Source organism: Nocardia vinacea NBRC 16497, from assembly GCF_000308835.1.
Lineage (GTDB): Bacteria > Actinomycetota > Actinomycetes > Mycobacteriales > Mycobacteriaceae > Nocardia > Nocardia vinacea.
Genome location: NZ_BAGN01000192.1, coordinates 20,019 through 35,512, shown reverse-complemented (window position 1 = coordinate 35,512; position 15,494 = coordinate 20,019). Strand labels below are relative to the sequence as shown.

Below are 15,494 nucleotides of genomic sequence, written 5' to 3'. Positions count from 1 at the left end.
ATCGCGAGCGCGCAGGGCTTTCGGGCTCTAGCGTAATTCGGTATGAGGATCGAGATCACCGCCGATGCCGCACGGTTCCGGTCGCTGGCCGAGCCGTTTCTGTTGCGTGATCCGTTGCGGCACACGGTGATCACCACCGGTATCGCCAACCACCTGGCCGGCATGCAGGTCGATGCCGACTGCTCGCGGTTCCTGTCCGTCCACGACGATGACGCGACGGTGATCGGCGCCGCCATGCGCGCGGCCGGACGCGGCGTGTATCTCGGTGAGCTGCCCACGGGAAGTGTTGTGCCCGTTGCCGATGCGATGGCCGAGGTCGCTGCGGATGCGGGTGGGGTCGAGGGCGCGACCGATGATGCCACCGAATTCGCCGAACGCTGGGGCAAACGGCACGGTGTCGGCTATCGGGAGGTGTACTCGACCCGCCTCTACCGGCTCGCGGATCTGAACTTTCCGAATGCCGCCGGATCAGCCCGTCGCGCAACCGATTCCGATGTCGGGCTGTGCGTCGAATGGACCGAAGCGATGCGCCTCGAATCCGGTATGCCGCCACCGACCCTGACCGCCATCGCCATCCGGAACCGCATCGCGACCGGTCGCTGGTGGCTGTGGGAGCGCGACGGCGAGCCCGTCTCCCTTGCTGCACACCAGGTCCCGGTCTTCGGCTGGTCCCGAATCGGCCCCGTCTACACCCCACCTGTTCACCGCGGCAACGGCTACGCCAGCATCCTCACCGCCCACGTATCCCGCACCCTGCGCTGGAACAACCTGAACGTCTGCCTCTTCGCCGACATCGCCAACCTGACCGCGAACCACATCTACCGCACCATCGGCTTCGAACCCGTCCGCGATTTCGTGCATTACCAATTCACCTCGGCCACAATCGCTCCCTGATCGGGCCACGCCGAACTTTGTGCGTTTCTTCGGATGCGGCCGCCGCTACCGTTTCCGCAGGTTTCGGCGTCGGCGGACAGCACACAATACGCCGCGATCGCGCTGTCGAGGTCGACCGGACCTCGCAGCGGCTATAGCTTTTGCGAGGTACGCACTGCTTGTGCGGCGGTCAGGGGGCGGCGGTGACCCATTCGAAGGCGGAGGCTTTGGAGCGGGCGCCTTCGGCGGTGCGGGACCGGTTGGGTTCGTCGAGCTCGGCGAGTAGGTCTTCGGTGAGGCCGACCAGCTCTGCCAGGACAGGTGGGGTGAACCAGGTGGGGCGGGTGGCGAAGAGGATATCTTCGGTGGAGGTGTTGCCGCTGGCGCCGGGGGCGAAGGGGCAGCCGCCGAGGCCGCCGAGGGAGCCGTCGACCATGGTTGCTCCGGCTTGCAGGGCGGCGAGGGTGTTGGCGACGCCCATGCCCCAGGTGTCGTGACCGTGGAACACGATGCGGCGCCGCGGGGTTCGGTCGCGCACCGCGGAGATCAGCTCCGATACCTGGGTCGGGTGGGCCTGGCCGAGGGTGTCGGCGATGACGATGTCGGAAGCGCCCTCGGTGCGAGGGTCGTTGGCAATGGCCAGCACTCGCTCGGGATCGACGGGACCGTCGAAGGGGCAGGTGAAGCTGGTGGCGAGGCAGAGCTGGATTTCGCCGCCCGCCTCCCGCGCCAACCGAACGGCATCCGGCATCGCGGCGACACTGTCCTCGGTGCTGCGGCCGATATTGGCCTTATTGTGCGCGTCCGATGCGGAGAAGCAGTACTGGAAGTTGCGCACGCCCGCGGCGGCGGCCTTCTCCACATGGCGCGGTGTCGCCACCCAGACCCAACAGCGTTGCAGTTCTCCGGGACTCAACGCGGCAATGAGTTCCATGGTGTTGGCCATCGGCGGCACCAGATCGGGACGCGCCATCGACCCGATCTCCAGTGCGGGCACGCCCACGGCGAGCAGTCGGCGCACGATATCCACCTTGCGCTCGACCGGCAGCACCTTTCCGGTCAACTGCAGCCCGTCGCGCAATGTCACATCGCGCAGCATCATTCCTCTTCCCGTGCATCCCGGACCGGCGGCGCCTGACGCACATGCGGCGGCACGCACATCACTCCACCGCAGGGCTTTTCATTCGTGGCCGGAGTGGGATGCACCGTCGGACGCGCGTGTCCGGGCGCACTCACTTCGCGCGCACTGCGCCCCGGCGGTCGACGCCTGCCGTATACCCGTCGCGTCATACCGCCTCCACTCCATCGATACCGGCGCGCATCACGCCTCCAATCCGGCGATATCGGCATCGCTCATTCCGAGCAGTTCCGACAGCACCTCTCGCGTGTGCTCACCCAGGTCTGGTCCGACATTGCGGATGGGCAGGGACTTTTCACCGATCACCGGCACAATGCCGGGAAAGCCGACCGTCTTCGGTTGCGGCGCACCGACATCAACCGGGAACGGCTGAATCATATTGCGCGCCTTGTACTGCTCGTCGACGACGATATCGGCGGCGGTGTAGATGGGGCCGCACGGAATGGCCGCCGCCTCCAACAGTTTCAGCGCCTCGTCGCGGGTGTGCCGCACGGTCCATTCGGCGATGGACGCGTCGAGCCGTTCGCGATTGCGCCAGCGTCCGGCATTGTCCTGCAGTTCCGGATCGGCAGCCAGATCGGGGCGGCCGATCACCTCCATATAACGCTGGAAGATGGCGTCCCCGTTACCGCCGATGATGATGCTCGCGCCGTCGCTGGTCGGGTAGGCATTACTCGGCGCGATGCCCTCCATCCGCCCGCCGACCCGCTCGCGATTGATGCCGTACGCAAGATAGTCGGGCACCAGCGATTCCATCACCGACAGGATCGCCTCGTTCAGCGCCACATCGATGATGCGTTCCCCCAGTGGTATCGACGTGTTGGTCCGTTGCCGCTGGAACAGCGCCATCACCGTGCCGAACGCCGCGTAGATCCCCGCGATCGAATCACCGATGGACACGCCGACCCGCACCGGCGGCCGATCCGGATCACCGACGAGTTCGCGCAGCCCGCCGACCGCCTCGGCGACCGCGGCGAAACCGGGCCGCGCGGACAGCGGCCCGGTCTGCCCGTAGGCGGAAATCCGGGTGATCACCAGATCCGGATTGACTTCGTTCAGCACCTCCGGACCGAGGCCCCACTTCTCGAGCATGCCCGGCCGGAAATTCTCCAGCAGCACATCGCAGTGCCGGAGCAGATCCAGGACGATGCCCCGGCCCGCCGCAGTGCGCAGATCCAGCGTGATCGACTTCTTGTTCCGGTTGATGGTGCGATACAGCATCGAGGTATCGCCGCCGTAGAGCCGCCAGTTGCGTAGCTCGTCCCCGGCCTTCGGCCGCTCCACTTTGATCACCTCGGCACCGAAATCGCCGAGGATCCGACCAGCGGTCGGCGCGGCGATGTAATTGCCGAGTTCCAGGACGCGAACCCCGTCCAGCGGGCTGATGCTCATGGCATCAGTCTGTACTATGGCGCCGCTAGCGACTGCTTGCAGGTCGCTCGAAAGGATCGGCCCGGCAGCGGCCCGACCTCGTACCAGCACGAAGTCCGGTAAAGCGATCGCACGGCCCCTCAACTGCCGCAGCACAATCGGAGCTACTGCGGCAGCCGTGCGGTCGCCGTCACGACTCCAGTGGGGAAACTTCCTCGATGATCGAGTAGTGCTCGGCATTGCCGTGATGCGAGGTGCTCTTGACCCCGTCCACACCGACCGGGATATCGCCGGCGAGGGTGATCCGGGTCAGCTTGCGCGGCTGGTTGTCGTAGTCGTCGACGGCGTAGTGCTGGGTGGCGCGGTTATCCCAAATAGCGACGTCACCGGGCTGCCAGTTCCAGCGGGTGGTGTTCTCCAGCCGGGTCACCCGGTCCTGGAAGAGGCGGAACAAGGCCTGGGACTCACTGGTGGAGACTCCGACGAAGCGCTTGACGAAGTGCCCGACCAGCAGTGCGCGCTCACCGGTCTCCGGGTGCACCCGCACCACCGGATGCTCGGTCTCGTAGTAGTCGGACTGGAACTCGGCGCGGTAGGCGTCGGTATTCGGGTTGCTCCGGTCGACGTCGGTGGCGGCGTAGTCGTAGAGGTTGGTGTGCACGGCCCGCAGGCTCTCGGCCAGGCGCTTGAGCGGCTCCGGCAGCGAATCGTAGGCGGCGACGGTGGAGGCCCAGGTGGTGGAGCCGCCGTAGGTCGGCAGGGTGACCGCGCGCAGGATGGAGGCCTTCGGGATCCGGTCGACGAAGGTGACGTCGGTGTGCCAGCTATTGGCGCGGCCGTACTCCGAGTCGATGGCCAGGCTCTTGACGCCGTGCGAGGTGACCGTTGGATGCGGGGTGGTCGGGGTGCCGAGCAGTTGCGCGAACTCGTACTGCCCGTCCTCGGTCAAATGGTCCTGACCGCGGAAGAAGATGACCTTGTGCTCGAGCAGTGCGCGCCGGATCACCGCGACGGTTGCCGCGTCCACATCGCCGCCGAGCCGGACATTGTCGACCTGGGCGCCGATGCGAGCGCCGATTTTGGTCACGGTGGCGGTTGTCTGGGCGTAGTCGACCGTCATGAGATCACCTTCGCTGGGTTGAATCGGTTGATGCTCCTGGAGCACATCACCGAAACACCCATGCCGACCAGGATTTTCGTCGTCGTGATCACAACGTCAGCGTGAGGCGGGGCCGCGCAGCGCGCTCAGGCCGACGCGCCGTAGTCGTTCCCTCCGTCCCTCGTCTGGACGGACAGGCGCAGGATCAGCCGACGTGCTCGCGGAGGTACGCCAGATCCTCGGCGACACCCTCGCCGGGCGTCTCCAGAACCACCGGGGCATCCGCCGTCCGGCACACCTCGGCGAGCAACTCCGGATCGATGGTCCCGTCCGCGAAATTGGCATGACGGTCCGCGCCCGAATTGAATTCGTCGCGGGAGGAGTTCAGGTGCACCAGATCGATGCGGCCGGTGATGGCCTTGATCCGCTCGACGACGCCGACCAGATCCTCACCGCCCGCCCAGGCGTGGCAGGTGTCCAGGCAGAAGCCCGCGCCGAAATCGCCGACCGCGTCCCAGAGCCGGGCGATCGAATCGAAATGCCGGGCCATGGCGTGGTTGCCGCCCGCGGTGTTCTCGATCAGGATCGGCACCGCGAAGCCGCCCTTGTCCTGCTGACGCTCGAACAGCTTGCGCCAGTTATCGATTCCGGTCTCCAGTTCGCCGTCGGAGCGGACATGGCCGCCGTGCACGACCAGACCGAACGCGCCGATATCGGCGGCGGCCTTGGCTTGTTGCGCGACCGCATTGCGCGACGGCATGCGCAGGCGATTGTTCAGGCTGGCCACATTGATCTGATAGGACGAGTGCACCACCACATCGATCGGGCTGGCGAGGATCTCCTCCGTTCGCGGATGCGGGGTCGGTTTATCCCAACTCTGCGGGTCGACGACGAACAGCTGGATGACATCGGCGCCGAGTTTCTCACCGAAGCCGATCGGATCGCTGTCGAGCCGGACGTGTGCTCCAATGCGCATGGGGCCGAGCCTAACGAGTGCCACCGACAACGTCTTCGGCACCGCAACGAACATGTTGCGTCCGGGCCGTGCGAACAGATACATCGGTAGGATCCAGGTGCTCGACCCGATACGGGGGGTGAATCCACTGTGCTGCGAACTGGCGATGTTTTCGCTGGATACACGATCAAACGTGTGCTCGGCCAGGGCGGTATGGGCACCGTCTACCTGGCCCAGCATCCACGCCTGCCGCGCCTGACCGCGCTGAAATTGTTGAAGCGCGAGCTGTATACCGATGCCGAGATCCGGCGCCGCTTCGAGCGGGAGGCCGATCTGGTCGCCCAGCTCGACCATCCGAATATCGTCACCGTCTACGACCGCGGCGCCGAGGAGCAGCAGCTGTGGATCTCGATGCAATTCGTGCCGGGCGCGGATGCGTCCTGCGCGGATGTCAATGTGCTCGCGCCGGGTCGCGCGGTGCAGATCGTCGCCGATACCGCGGCCGCCCTGGATTTCGCACATGGCAACGGTGTGCTGCACCGCGATGTGAAACCGGCCAATATCCTGCTGGCCAAGGCGCCGATCGGACAGCCGGAACGGGTGCTGCTCACCGACTTCGGCATCGCGGGCATGCGCGATGGCGAGTCCACGCTGAGTTCGTCCGGAACCATTACCGCCACGCTGGCATACGCCGCGCCGGAACAACTGACCGGTACGCCGGATTACCTGGCCGACCAGTATTCACTTGCCTGCTCGCTGTTTTGGATGCTGACCGGTGTCGGGCCGTTCCAAGGCGCGAATCCCATGGCTGTCATCAACGGTCATCTCTATGGGGCGATACCGTCGCTGCGCCGGTATCGCCCCGACGTGCCGCCCGCCCTGGACGCGGTGCTGGCGCGGGCCATGGCCAAACGGCCCGCGGACCGGTTCGGCAGCTGTACCGAATTCGCCGTGGCGGCTCGGCGGGCGCTGGTGTCGTCCGCACCGCACCCGCCTCGAGCGAACGGTCCGTATCGCCCGCCGATGGGCGTGGGGCCCGAATCGCGTCCAGACACCGAACCTCCTCGCGATGCCGGTCCGGCCCGGAACCCGGTGCCGTCTGGAAACGCGGTGCCCCCCAACACTTCCGAGCGGGTCGGCAGCAGCAGAACCGCCCGGCCGTCCGAGCCGACCAACCGCAGCGCCCCCGAGTCTCCGCGCACGTCTCAGCCGCGCCTGCCGCTGCCGCCACGCCGTTCGCCGCGTCCCGGCACCATCGCCCTGCCCGATATCCCACGCCGCCCCGGCAGAACGCCGCCCGGATCAGCGCCGCGCCCTCCGCCATAGCCGGAAACGATCCGATGTCGCATGCGATACCTATAAGTCGACGATAACCAGGGCTTAAGCGAATCCTGCTAAGGTTTCGATGTTTTCCGTGGTCAGGAGGTCCTGATCGCGCATTCTTATGCTGTACGCCCGTTCATCGGTGGGTCCCGGTGGGCGGCGGGAAGTGGAGCAGACATGCTGGCCAGCGGTGACGTATTCGCCGGTTATGTCATCGATCGGCAATTGGGTCGCGGTGGCATGGGTTCGGTGTACCTGGCAAAACATCCGCGACTGCCGCGGATGACGGCGCTGAAGCTGCTGAATCGGGAGATGTTCTTCGATAAGGAGGTGCGGGCGCGGTTCGAGCGGGAGGCGGATCTGGTCGCCCAGCTCGATCACCCGAATATCGTCACCGTCTACGACCGCGGCCTCGACGACGAACAGCTGTGGATCTCGATGCAGTACATCGATGGCATCGATGCCGCATCGGTCGATCCCAAGTCGCTGCCGCCGGAACGCGCGGTCCAGATCATCAAGGAGACCGCCGACGCGCTCGACTACGCGCACGGCATGGGCGTACTGCACCGCGATGTGAAGCCCGCGAATATTCTGCTGGCCCGCTCGGGCGGCGGGCGCGGTGAGCGGGTCTACCTCACCGACTTCGGTATCGCGCGGCTGCGCGACGACACTGGCCATCTCACCCAGACCGGCACCTTCACCGCGACTCTGGCCTACGCCTCACCCGAGCAGCTGACCGGCGCATCGCTCGATCACCGCTCGGACCAGTATTCGCTGGCCTGCTCGCTGTTCTGGCTGTTCACCGGGTCCGGTCCGTTCGCAGCGACCAATCCGGCGGCGGTGATCCAGGGACATCTGCAGGGCACGCCCCCGGCATTGAGCAGTGTCCGTCCCGGACTGCCCTTCCAACTGGACGGGGTGCTGGCGAAGGCTATGGCCAAGCGGCCCGACGACCGCTTCGCCTCGTGCTCGGAGTTCGCGCAAGCCGCCAAACAGGCATTCGCCAATCCGAGCGCCCCGGCGATGCCGGTGATCGGCCCGCGCCCGGGTACCGGACCGGCGATTCCGGTGACGGGTGCGCCACGGCCGGTCACCGGGCAGCCGATGCCCGTGACCGGTACGCCGCATCCGGTGACCAACGGGCCGTACCCGCCGACCGCCGGACCGTATCCGCAGACCAGCGGCCCGTACCCGCAGACGAGCGCACCGCACACCGTGCAGCCGCCGGCGCCGACGACCATCAATCCCGCTTCGCAGGGCACCCCGCATCCGCAGCCGGTGCAGACCGCGCCGACCCAACAGCAACCGCATCCGAGCAATCCCTACAACCAGCAGCCGCTCGGATTCGCGCCTCGGCCGCCGATGAGCGGGCCGCGCCCGCCCGCCCCGCCGCAGCGCAAATCGAATGTCGGGCTGATCGTCGCACTGTGCGTCGGTCTGGTGATCCTGTTGGTGATCGTGCTCGCGATTATCGGCGTGGTATCGAACGGTGGTTCGTCGAACTCCGGTGGCGGCAGCACGACGACCTCGTCGAGTTCGTCCAACGGCGGTGGCGGCTCGGTGGACGCGACCGCGGCCGCGATCAGCAAAGAATTCCCGCGCATGGTGCCCGCCAGCGAATCCGATTCGGTCGGCTACAACGGCGCGAAATGCAATGCCCACAAGACCGGCGACCTGACCCTGCCCACGCCGGGTACACCGGACTTCGGTGCCTGGGCCGCGCAGTGGGATTGCTACGGCGGCGGGGACAACGACGACCCGTTCTACACGATCTACGTCTACAAGAACGCCTCCGATGTGCAGAAGGCGCTGAGCAACCTGCCTTCGGACGCCACCAAGTCGACCGACACCAACGGCGGCAAGACCTACACCAACTACAAGTTCGTCAACGACGGGCCGAAGATCGTCACCGCGTTCACCGGCGACAGCAAGCGCGCCCAATTCCTCATGTACGCCGACGGTTTGGCGGGTGCTCAGGACAAGGTCCTGCGCTGGTGGCGCTCGGCCCCACTGAACTGACAGCCGAACCGGGCGCGAAAAATAGCGCCCGAAGCTGACCTTCCGTTGCTGATTCTGTGGTCAGGTATCAGCATTCCGGGTGTTTGCGCCCGGAAGGTCCGTTCCGGTGTCACCACCACGTGAACGTGATGATGTCCTGGGGACGGTCTCTCGTTTCCTCCCACCACCAGTCGGCAGGGTTGCGCCACCAGCCCGCCCCGCCCCAGCCGAACAGCTGGTACGGGTAGCGCGGGTCTTCCGGTCGGCTCCACGAGGCTTCGACACTGTCGTGTCCTGGTCGCCGGCCACTCCGGTACCAGCCGAACATGATGCCGCGAGCGTGGCAAGATTGCGTGCGGCGTTCGCGTCCCGATCCAGGATCAGGCCGCACTCGTTGCAGGTGAACACCCGAACATGCAGCGGCAGCTTGGTTTTCGCCACCCCACACCCCGAGCACGTCTTTGAACTCGCGAACCACCGATCCGCGATGACCGTCGTCCCGCCAGCCCACTCGCCCTTGTAGGTCAGTTGCCGACGGATCTCGCCGAACCCGGCATCAGCGATATGGCGTGCCAGCCGCCGATTGCGTAGCATCCCGGCCACATTGAGATCCTCCACCACCACGGTTGCGTATTCGCGGCGCACGCGGGTGGTGAACTTGTGCAGCGCATCGGCGCGCTGATTCGCGATCCGATGGTGCACTTTGTTGCGGGCGGCGTTGGCTTTTTCCCACCGCCGCGACCCGTTGACGCCCTTGCGGTGGTCGGGGCCGCGTCGCCGCGACACCCGCCGCGACAACTTCCGTAGGCGGGTGAGTGCGTTGCCGAGATGGGTTGGGTTCGGTTCGTAGCGGATCTGCCCGGCGTTATCGGCCAGGACCGCCAAATGCTTTATGCCCACATCGATTCCAGCGATCGTGTCCGGCCGCACTGGGGTAAGGGCAGTGCGCTGGACTTCGACTTGGAATGCGATGTACCAGCGGCCGCGCTCGACTCGCACCGTCGCCGACAGAATCCGCGCGGTCCCCGCCGCGAGGCGACGCTCGAGCTTGCGCGTGGACTCGTGGGTGCGGATCGTGCCCAACCGCGGCAGCGTGACATGGCGGCGGTCCGGGTCCACCCGGATGGTGCCGGTGGTGAACCGGCACGACGGTGTCGCGCGGTGTTTGGACTTGAACCGTGGCATACCCATCCGCTTGCCGCGCCGCTGCCCGTTCTTGAACTTGCAGTAGTTGTCGAATGCGGCTGCCGCCAAGGCCAATCCGGTGTTGTATGCCTCCTTGGAATTCTCGGTCCACCAGCCAGCGAAATGGGGGTCGATGTGTTTGATCTGGTTGAACGCTTTCCGCAGCGCGGGTAGCGAGAACGATCGCCACGCGGTGAGCTCTTCGGTGGGTACCCCGTAGGACTGCTCGGCCGCGCGTTGCCACCACACCGACCGCACCCACGCCACTGCCCAGTTGAAGGCCGCACGCGCGGCACCGCAATGAGACTTCAACCGCTGCTCGGTGGCGGCGTTCGGGTCCAACGCGAACCGGTAGGCCTGCACCTGAAAACCCGCACGCGGCTCGAACTTCCCCACCCGCCCCGTCCTCCCACAGATTGCAGAAGCCCACCCAGACACCGCACACGCTACGCCCACCCACACCAACCGGCACCGTTTCCCCCACGACACGCGCCACCGACACCCTGCTGGCGGTGAAACCGCACCGACACACCATGCACGACGGCATTCGACGACAGAATCGACAACAGTTGGCAACCCCTTCTGCAGTGTGTGATAGAGCAGGAGGGGAGGGCTGACAAGTCCGGTTCCTACAATGTCCTTCGCGTTTGGATGAACGACCCGGGAACCCGTACACGAGTAGGGAGGAAGACGACGTGATCAGCGATCGGCGGCAACGCGCGCAACGGTTCGTCGAACTGCACCGGGAAGGTTGCTTCCTGCTCCCGAATGCGTGGGATGCGGGCAGTGCCCGGATTCTGGAATCGGTCGGATTTCCCGCCGTGGCCACCACCAGCGCCGGTGTCGCGTTCTCCCTCGGTCGTCCGGATCATGACTTCTTCGCTGAGCACGAGGATGGGCGGGTCGATCGCGAGACGATGCTGGGTCGGGTTCGTGAGATCGTTGACGCGGTAGGAGTGCCGGTCAGCGCCGATCTCGAAGAAGGATACGGCGAGAAACCCGAGACGGTGGCGACCACGATCTCGTCGGCGCTCGATGCCGGTGCGGCGGGCGGCAATATCGAGGACTTCACCGGCGACAGCACCCGACCGCTCTACGACCTGGAGTTGTGCGCGGACCGCATCCGCGCGGCCCGCGCTGCCATCGATGCAGGCGGCGAGCCATTCGTTCTGGTCGGCCGCACCGACGGACTCCTGGTCGATATCTCGCTCGACGAATGCATCCGACGGGCGAACGCCTACCTGGCGGCGGGCGCGGACTGTGCGTTCGTTCCGGGTGCCGGCGATGCCACAACCATCGGCACACTGGTGCGCGAACTCGACGGCCCGCTCAACGTGGTCATGGGCTTGACCGGTAACGCCTTGTCCCTCGACGACCTGCGCGAGCTCGGCGTACGCCGAGTCACGGTCGGCGGCAGCATCTTCCGCGCCATGTACCGCCAATTACTCGATACCGCACACGAATTGGCCGACCGCGGCACTTTCACCTACGCCGCCGAGCAACTCACGCAGAACGACCTGAACAACCTCTTCCGCCGCTGATCGCCACTTCCGGCGAAAGGGACGCGTTCACCGCGAGTGTGCACACCGGCGTGTTCGATCGCCGGCAGGACCGACGAACGAGAGGCCCGGCACTGCGAGTGCCGGGCCTCTTGTCGCGGCAGCACGCTTTCCCGGGCACAGGGCGAAGTCCCTTGCCTGCGCCACACCGATCGTAGTACTGTCCAGACACGTGTCCATCACGTGTGTGGACAGATATCCCAGGAGGATTTCATGACCCTGGTCAAGCCGCTGCGGGTTTCCGGAGGCGATCACGAGCACGGGCATCTCGAGGAATTCCGTGTCGATCCACTGGCTTTGATGCGGCGGGTGCGGGCGGAATGCGGGGATGTCGGGGCGTTCGATCTCGCGGGGCGGCATGTGATTCTGCTGTCCGGCGCCGAGGCCAATGAGTTCTTCTTCCGGTCCGGCGACGAGGATCTCGATCAGGCCGCCGCATATCCGTTCATGAAGCCGATTTTCGGCGAGGGCGTGGTGTTCGACGCCAGTCCGGAGCGACGCAGGGAGATGCTGCACAACCAGGCATTGCGTGCGGAGCAAATGCGCGGGCACGCGGCGACCATCGGGCGCGAGGTCGAGCGCATGCTGGCGAACTGGGGTGACGAGGGCCAGATCGACCTGCTCGACTTCTTCGCCGAGTTGACCATCTACACCTCCTCGGCCTGCCTGATCGGCAAGCGATTCCGCGATGAACTCGACGAACGCTTCGCGCACCTCTACCACGATCTGGAGCGCGGCACCGACGCGCTGGCCTATGTGGATCCGTATGCGCCGATCGAAAGTTTCCAGCGCCGCGACGCCGCCCGCGCGGAACTGGTCGAATTGGTGCAGGGCATCATGGACGGCCGCGCCGCGAATCCGCCGGCGAACAAGGAAGATCGGGACATGCTCGACATCCTGATCTCGATCAAGGACGAGCAGGGGCAGCCGCGATTCAGCGCGAGCGAAATCACCGGGATGTTCATCTCGATGATGTTCGCGGGACATCACACGACTTCGGGTACCGCGGCGTGGTCGGTCATCGAATTGCTCAGGCATCCGGCGGAATTGCGTCGCGTCGTCGATGAACTCGACGAGTTGTACGCCGACGGTTCCGATATCAGTTTCGGCGCGCTGCGCCAGATTCCGAATCTGGAGGCGGTGGTCAAGGAGACACTGCGGCTGCATCCGCCGCTGATCATTCTGATGCGGGTGGCGCAGGGCGAATTCGAGGTGTGCGGACATCGCATCGCACCGGGTGATCTGGTCGCGGCGACGCCGGCCATCTCCAACCGGATTCCGGAGGACTTCCCGAATCCGGATCTGTTCGACCCGAATCGCTATATCGATCCGAATCAGGCGGATATCGTCAACCGCTGGACCTGGATCCCCTTCGGGGCGGGCAGGCATCGCTGTGTCGGTGCGGCCTTCGCGCTCATGCAGCTCAAGGCGATTTTCTCGATACTGCTGCGGGACTGGGAATTCGAGATGGCACAACCATCCGACAGCTACCGCAACGACCACAGCAAGATGGTGGTGCAGCTGCAACAGCCCTGTGCGGTGCGCTACCGCAGGCGGCGAAAGGTCTAGGCAAATACCCAGTTACGAGAGTGTGAGCGGGAAGATTCTGGGCCCCATGGACTTCCGGATTCGCTTGTAGGGTGAAGACATGATCACGCTCAAAAAGGAAGATGGCGCCGCTGATCTCAACGGCATCACCAAGCTGACGGTCGGGGTGAGCTGGGACCCGTCGGGGGGCACCAGCGGCGGCGCGGTCGGATTATTGCGCCGCAAGCGCGGTGTGGACCTGGATCTGATCGCCATCCTCATGCAGGGCTCCGAGCCGGTGCGTTTCGCCGGACTCGACTCCCTCGACCCGCTCGGCAACGGTTCGGTCCAGCACACCGGCGACGAACAGACCGGCGCGGCCTCCGGCGACGACGAATCGGTGCACGTCACCTTCGCGAATGTGCCCGAGGCCATCGACGCGATCATTTTCGTGGCCGCGGCATTCAAGAAGGGCTCGTCGTTCGAGAAGGCCAACAACATCAGTTTCAAGGTCTACGACGCGACCGGGGGCAGCGCCCAGCAGGTGGCCGATATCTGGCCGTCGCTGCTCGGTACGGATAACGCCAATGCCGTGGCCAAGGCGTTCCGCAACGGTGGGAGCTGGCAACTCGAGGTGCTCAACCGCAAGGGCAAGATCAAGCAGGGCGATAAGCAGGCCCTGCTGCGCTTCGCGATGGCGTAAGCAGGCAGCGAAAGCCGGAGCTCGGAGGAGCTCCGGCTCCTATTGCTACAGAATCGATTCGACCGCGGAGACGACGACCGCATCATCGGGGGTGGTGCGCGGCCGGAACCGGCCGACCACCGCACCTTCGCGATCGATCAGGAATTTCTCGAAGTTCCACTGGATATCACCGGCCGTGCCCTCGGCATCCGCGGTCTCCACCAGCGCCTGGTAGAGCGGATGCCGCTCGTCGCCGTTGACATCGGTCTTCTCCAGCAGCGGAAAGTCGACGCCATAGGTGGTCGAGCAGAATTCCGCGATTTCCTCGGCGGTACCCGGCTCCTGGCCCATGAACTGGTTACACGGCACGCCGACCACGCTGAAACCGCGGTCGCCATAAGTTTTCTGAAGTTCGACGAGTCCGGTGTACTGCGGCGTCAGCCCACACTTGGAGGCCACATTGACCAGCAGTACCGCCTTATCTCCGACCAATTCGCCCAATGTTGCCGGGTCGCCGGAGAGGGTACGTAGGGGAATGTTGCGGATATTCATTCGTATCGCACCTGCCAGTTCTTGATTCCGTTGATCCACCCCGATCGCAACCGTACCGGATCGGCGACCTGGCTGATCTCGGGCATCGCATCGGCGATCGCATTGAACATCAGGTCGATCTCCAGTCGTGCCAGATTCGCCCCGACACAATAATGCGCACCGGTGCCGCCGAATCCGACGTGCGGATTCGGATCGCGCAGTACGTCGAAGGTGAACGGATTTTCGAAGGCGTCCTCGTCGAAGTTGGCCGAACTGTAGAAGATTCCCAGCCGCTGCCCCTGCTTGATCTGCTGCCCGCCGAGTTCGGTGTCCTGGGCCGCGGTGCGCTGGAACGCATTCACCGGGGTCGCCCAGCGGACGATCTCGTCGGGTGCGGTGCGCGGTCGCTGCTCCCGATACAGCTCCCACTGCTCCGGATGGTCCACGAAGGCCTTCATGCCGTGGGTGATGGCATTGCGGGTGGTCTCATTGCCCGCGATGGCGAGCAGGATGACGAAGAACCCGAATTCGTCCGAACCGAGCGCCTCGCCGTCGACATCGGCGTGCACCAATTGACTGACGATGTCGTCGACCGGACAGGCGCGCCGCTGTTCGGCCATATTCCAGGCATAACCGAGGATTTCGGTGAAGGCGGCAGTCGCGTCGCCGTATTCCGGATCGTCGTAGTTCAGCGTCTGGTTGGACCATTCGAACAGCTTGTGGCGATCGTCGTCCGGCACGCCGAGTAGTTCCGCGATGGCCTGCAACGGCAGTTCGCAGGCCACCTGCTCGACGAAATCGCCGCCGCCGGTTCGCTTGGCCGCGTGCACGATTCGCGCCGCGCGTTCGGTGAGTGCGGCGCGCAGTCCCTCCACCGCACGCGGGGTGAATCCTTTGGAGACGATCCGGCGGATCTTGGCATGCTTCGGCGCATCCATATTGATCAGCATCGCACCGGTGAGTTCGATCTGTTCCGGCGTGACATCGTCGGGCAGCCGGATGATCGCGCCCTTCTGCGCGGAGGAATAGATTTCCGGGCTGCGCGAAATTTCCTTCACGTCTTCGTATTTGCTGACCACCCAGTACCCCCCGTCGCGGAAGCCGCCCGAGGTCGCATCCGGCTGCGCGCACCACCACACCGGTGCGGTGCGGCGCAGGGTCGCGAATTCCTCGACCGGCATGCGGTTTTCCCACAGCCCGGGATCGGTGAAATCGAAGCCTGCCGGGAACGCGGGCGCTGCCATAGCTACCTC

General features: G+C 65.4%; 13 protein-coding genes. 6 read left to right on the top strand and 7 right to left on the bottom strand.

Annotated elements, in window-relative coordinates; translation table 11 throughout:
- Nucleotides 1–42: 42 nt before the first annotated feature.
- Nucleotides 43–894, top strand: a complete 852-nt coding sequence (locus ON44_RS26655; RefSeq protein ID WP_040695001.1) for a GNAT family N-acetyltransferase — start codon at nt 43–45, stop codon at nt 892–894.
- A gap of 169 nt (nt 895–1,063) precedes the next feature.
- Here ON44_RS26655 and ON44_RS26650 read toward each other — a convergent pair whose 3' ends face one another.
- From ON44_RS26650 to ON44_RS26635, 4 genes are all read right to left on the bottom strand, one after another.
- Entirely contained in the window at nt 1,064–1,975 is a 912-nt protein-coding gene (locus ON44_RS26650) for a hydroxymethylglutaryl-CoA lyase (RefSeq protein ID WP_040695000.1), read from the bottom strand.
- Between the two features lie 219 nt (nt 1,976–2,194).
- Nucleotides 2,195–3,403: a CaiB/BaiF CoA transferase family protein gene (locus ON44_RS26645; RefSeq protein WP_040694999.1), complete on the bottom strand. Its 1,209-nt coding sequence runs from the start codon at nt 3,401–3,403 to the stop codon at nt 2,195–2,197.
- 169 nt (nt 3,404–3,572) lie between these two features.
- On the bottom strand, nt 3,573–4,502 hold the full coding sequence (locus ON44_RS26640) for a TauD/TfdA dioxygenase family protein (RefSeq protein ID WP_040695029.1): 930 nt from the start codon (nt 4,500–4,502) through the stop codon (nt 3,573–3,575).
- Between the two features lie 184 nt (nt 4,503–4,686).
- Nucleotides 4,687–5,457 (bottom strand): deoxyribonuclease IV, encoded by a 771-nt coding sequence (locus tag ON44_RS26635; protein WP_040695028.1) that lies wholly within the window; start codon nt 5,455–5,457, stop codon nt 4,687–4,689.
- A 129-nt stretch (nt 5,458–5,586) separates the two neighbouring features.
- On the opposite strand from ON44_RS26635, the gene ON44_RS26630 reads away from it, so the two are divergent.
- Both ON44_RS26630 and ON44_RS26625 read left to right on the top strand, forming a co-directional pair.
- Nucleotides 5,587–6,762, top strand: a complete 1,176-nt coding sequence (locus ON44_RS26630; protein ID WP_040694998.1) for a serine/threonine-protein kinase — start codon at nt 5,587–5,589, stop codon at nt 6,760–6,762.
- Between the two features lie 174 nt (nt 6,763–6,936).
- Nucleotides 6,937–8,778, top strand: coding sequence for a serine/threonine-protein kinase (locus ON44_RS26625; RefSeq protein ID WP_040694997.1), 1,842 nt, complete (start codon nt 6,937–6,939; stop codon nt 8,776–8,778).
- Nucleotides 8,779–8,838: 60 nt separating this feature from the next.
- On the opposite strand, the gene tnpB is transcribed toward ON44_RS26625, so the two are convergent.
- On the bottom strand, nt 8,839–10,338 hold the full coding sequence (gene tnpB / locus ON44_RS26620) for an IS607 family element RNA-guided endonuclease TnpB (RefSeq protein ID WP_051182484.1): 1,500 nt from the start codon (nt 10,336–10,338) through the stop codon (nt 8,839–8,841).
- A 299-nt stretch (nt 10,339–10,637) separates the two neighbouring features.
- On the opposite strand from tnpB, the gene ON44_RS26615 reads away from it, so the two are divergent.
- From ON44_RS26615 to ON44_RS26605, 3 genes are all read left to right on the top strand, one after another.
- Complete coding sequence (locus ON44_RS26615; protein WP_040694995.1) at nt 10,638–11,483, top strand: isocitrate lyase/PEP mutase family protein; 846 nt, start codon at nt 10,638–10,640, stop codon at nt 11,481–11,483.
- A gap of 231 nt (nt 11,484–11,714) precedes the next feature.
- Complete coding sequence (gene cyp51 / locus ON44_RS26610; protein WP_040695025.1) at nt 11,715–13,070, top strand: lanosterol 14-alpha demethylase; 1,356 nt, start codon at nt 11,715–11,717, stop codon at nt 13,068–13,070.
- 79 nt (nt 13,071–13,149) lie between these two features.
- A complete protein-coding gene (locus ON44_RS26605; protein WP_040694994.1) occupies nt 13,150–13,731 on the top strand; it encodes a TerD family protein in 582 nt (193 codons plus the stop codon).
- Between the two features lie 45 nt (nt 13,732–13,776).
- On the opposite strand, the gene ON44_RS26600 is transcribed toward ON44_RS26605, so the two are convergent.
- Together ON44_RS26600 and ON44_RS26595 are read right to left on the bottom strand one after the other, a co-directional pair.
- Nucleotides 13,777–14,262, bottom strand: a complete 486-nt coding sequence (locus ON44_RS26600) for a glutathione peroxidase (RefSeq protein WP_040694991.1) — start codon at nt 14,260–14,262, stop codon at nt 13,777–13,779.
- Nucleotides 14,259–15,485, bottom strand: a complete 1,227-nt coding sequence (locus tag ON44_RS26595) for a cytochrome P450 (RefSeq protein WP_040694990.1) — start codon at nt 15,483–15,485, stop codon at nt 14,259–14,261. The genes ON44_RS26600 and ON44_RS26595 overlap by 4 nt, the downstream gene beginning before the upstream one ends.
- Nucleotides 15,486–15,494 lie beyond the last annotated feature (9 nt).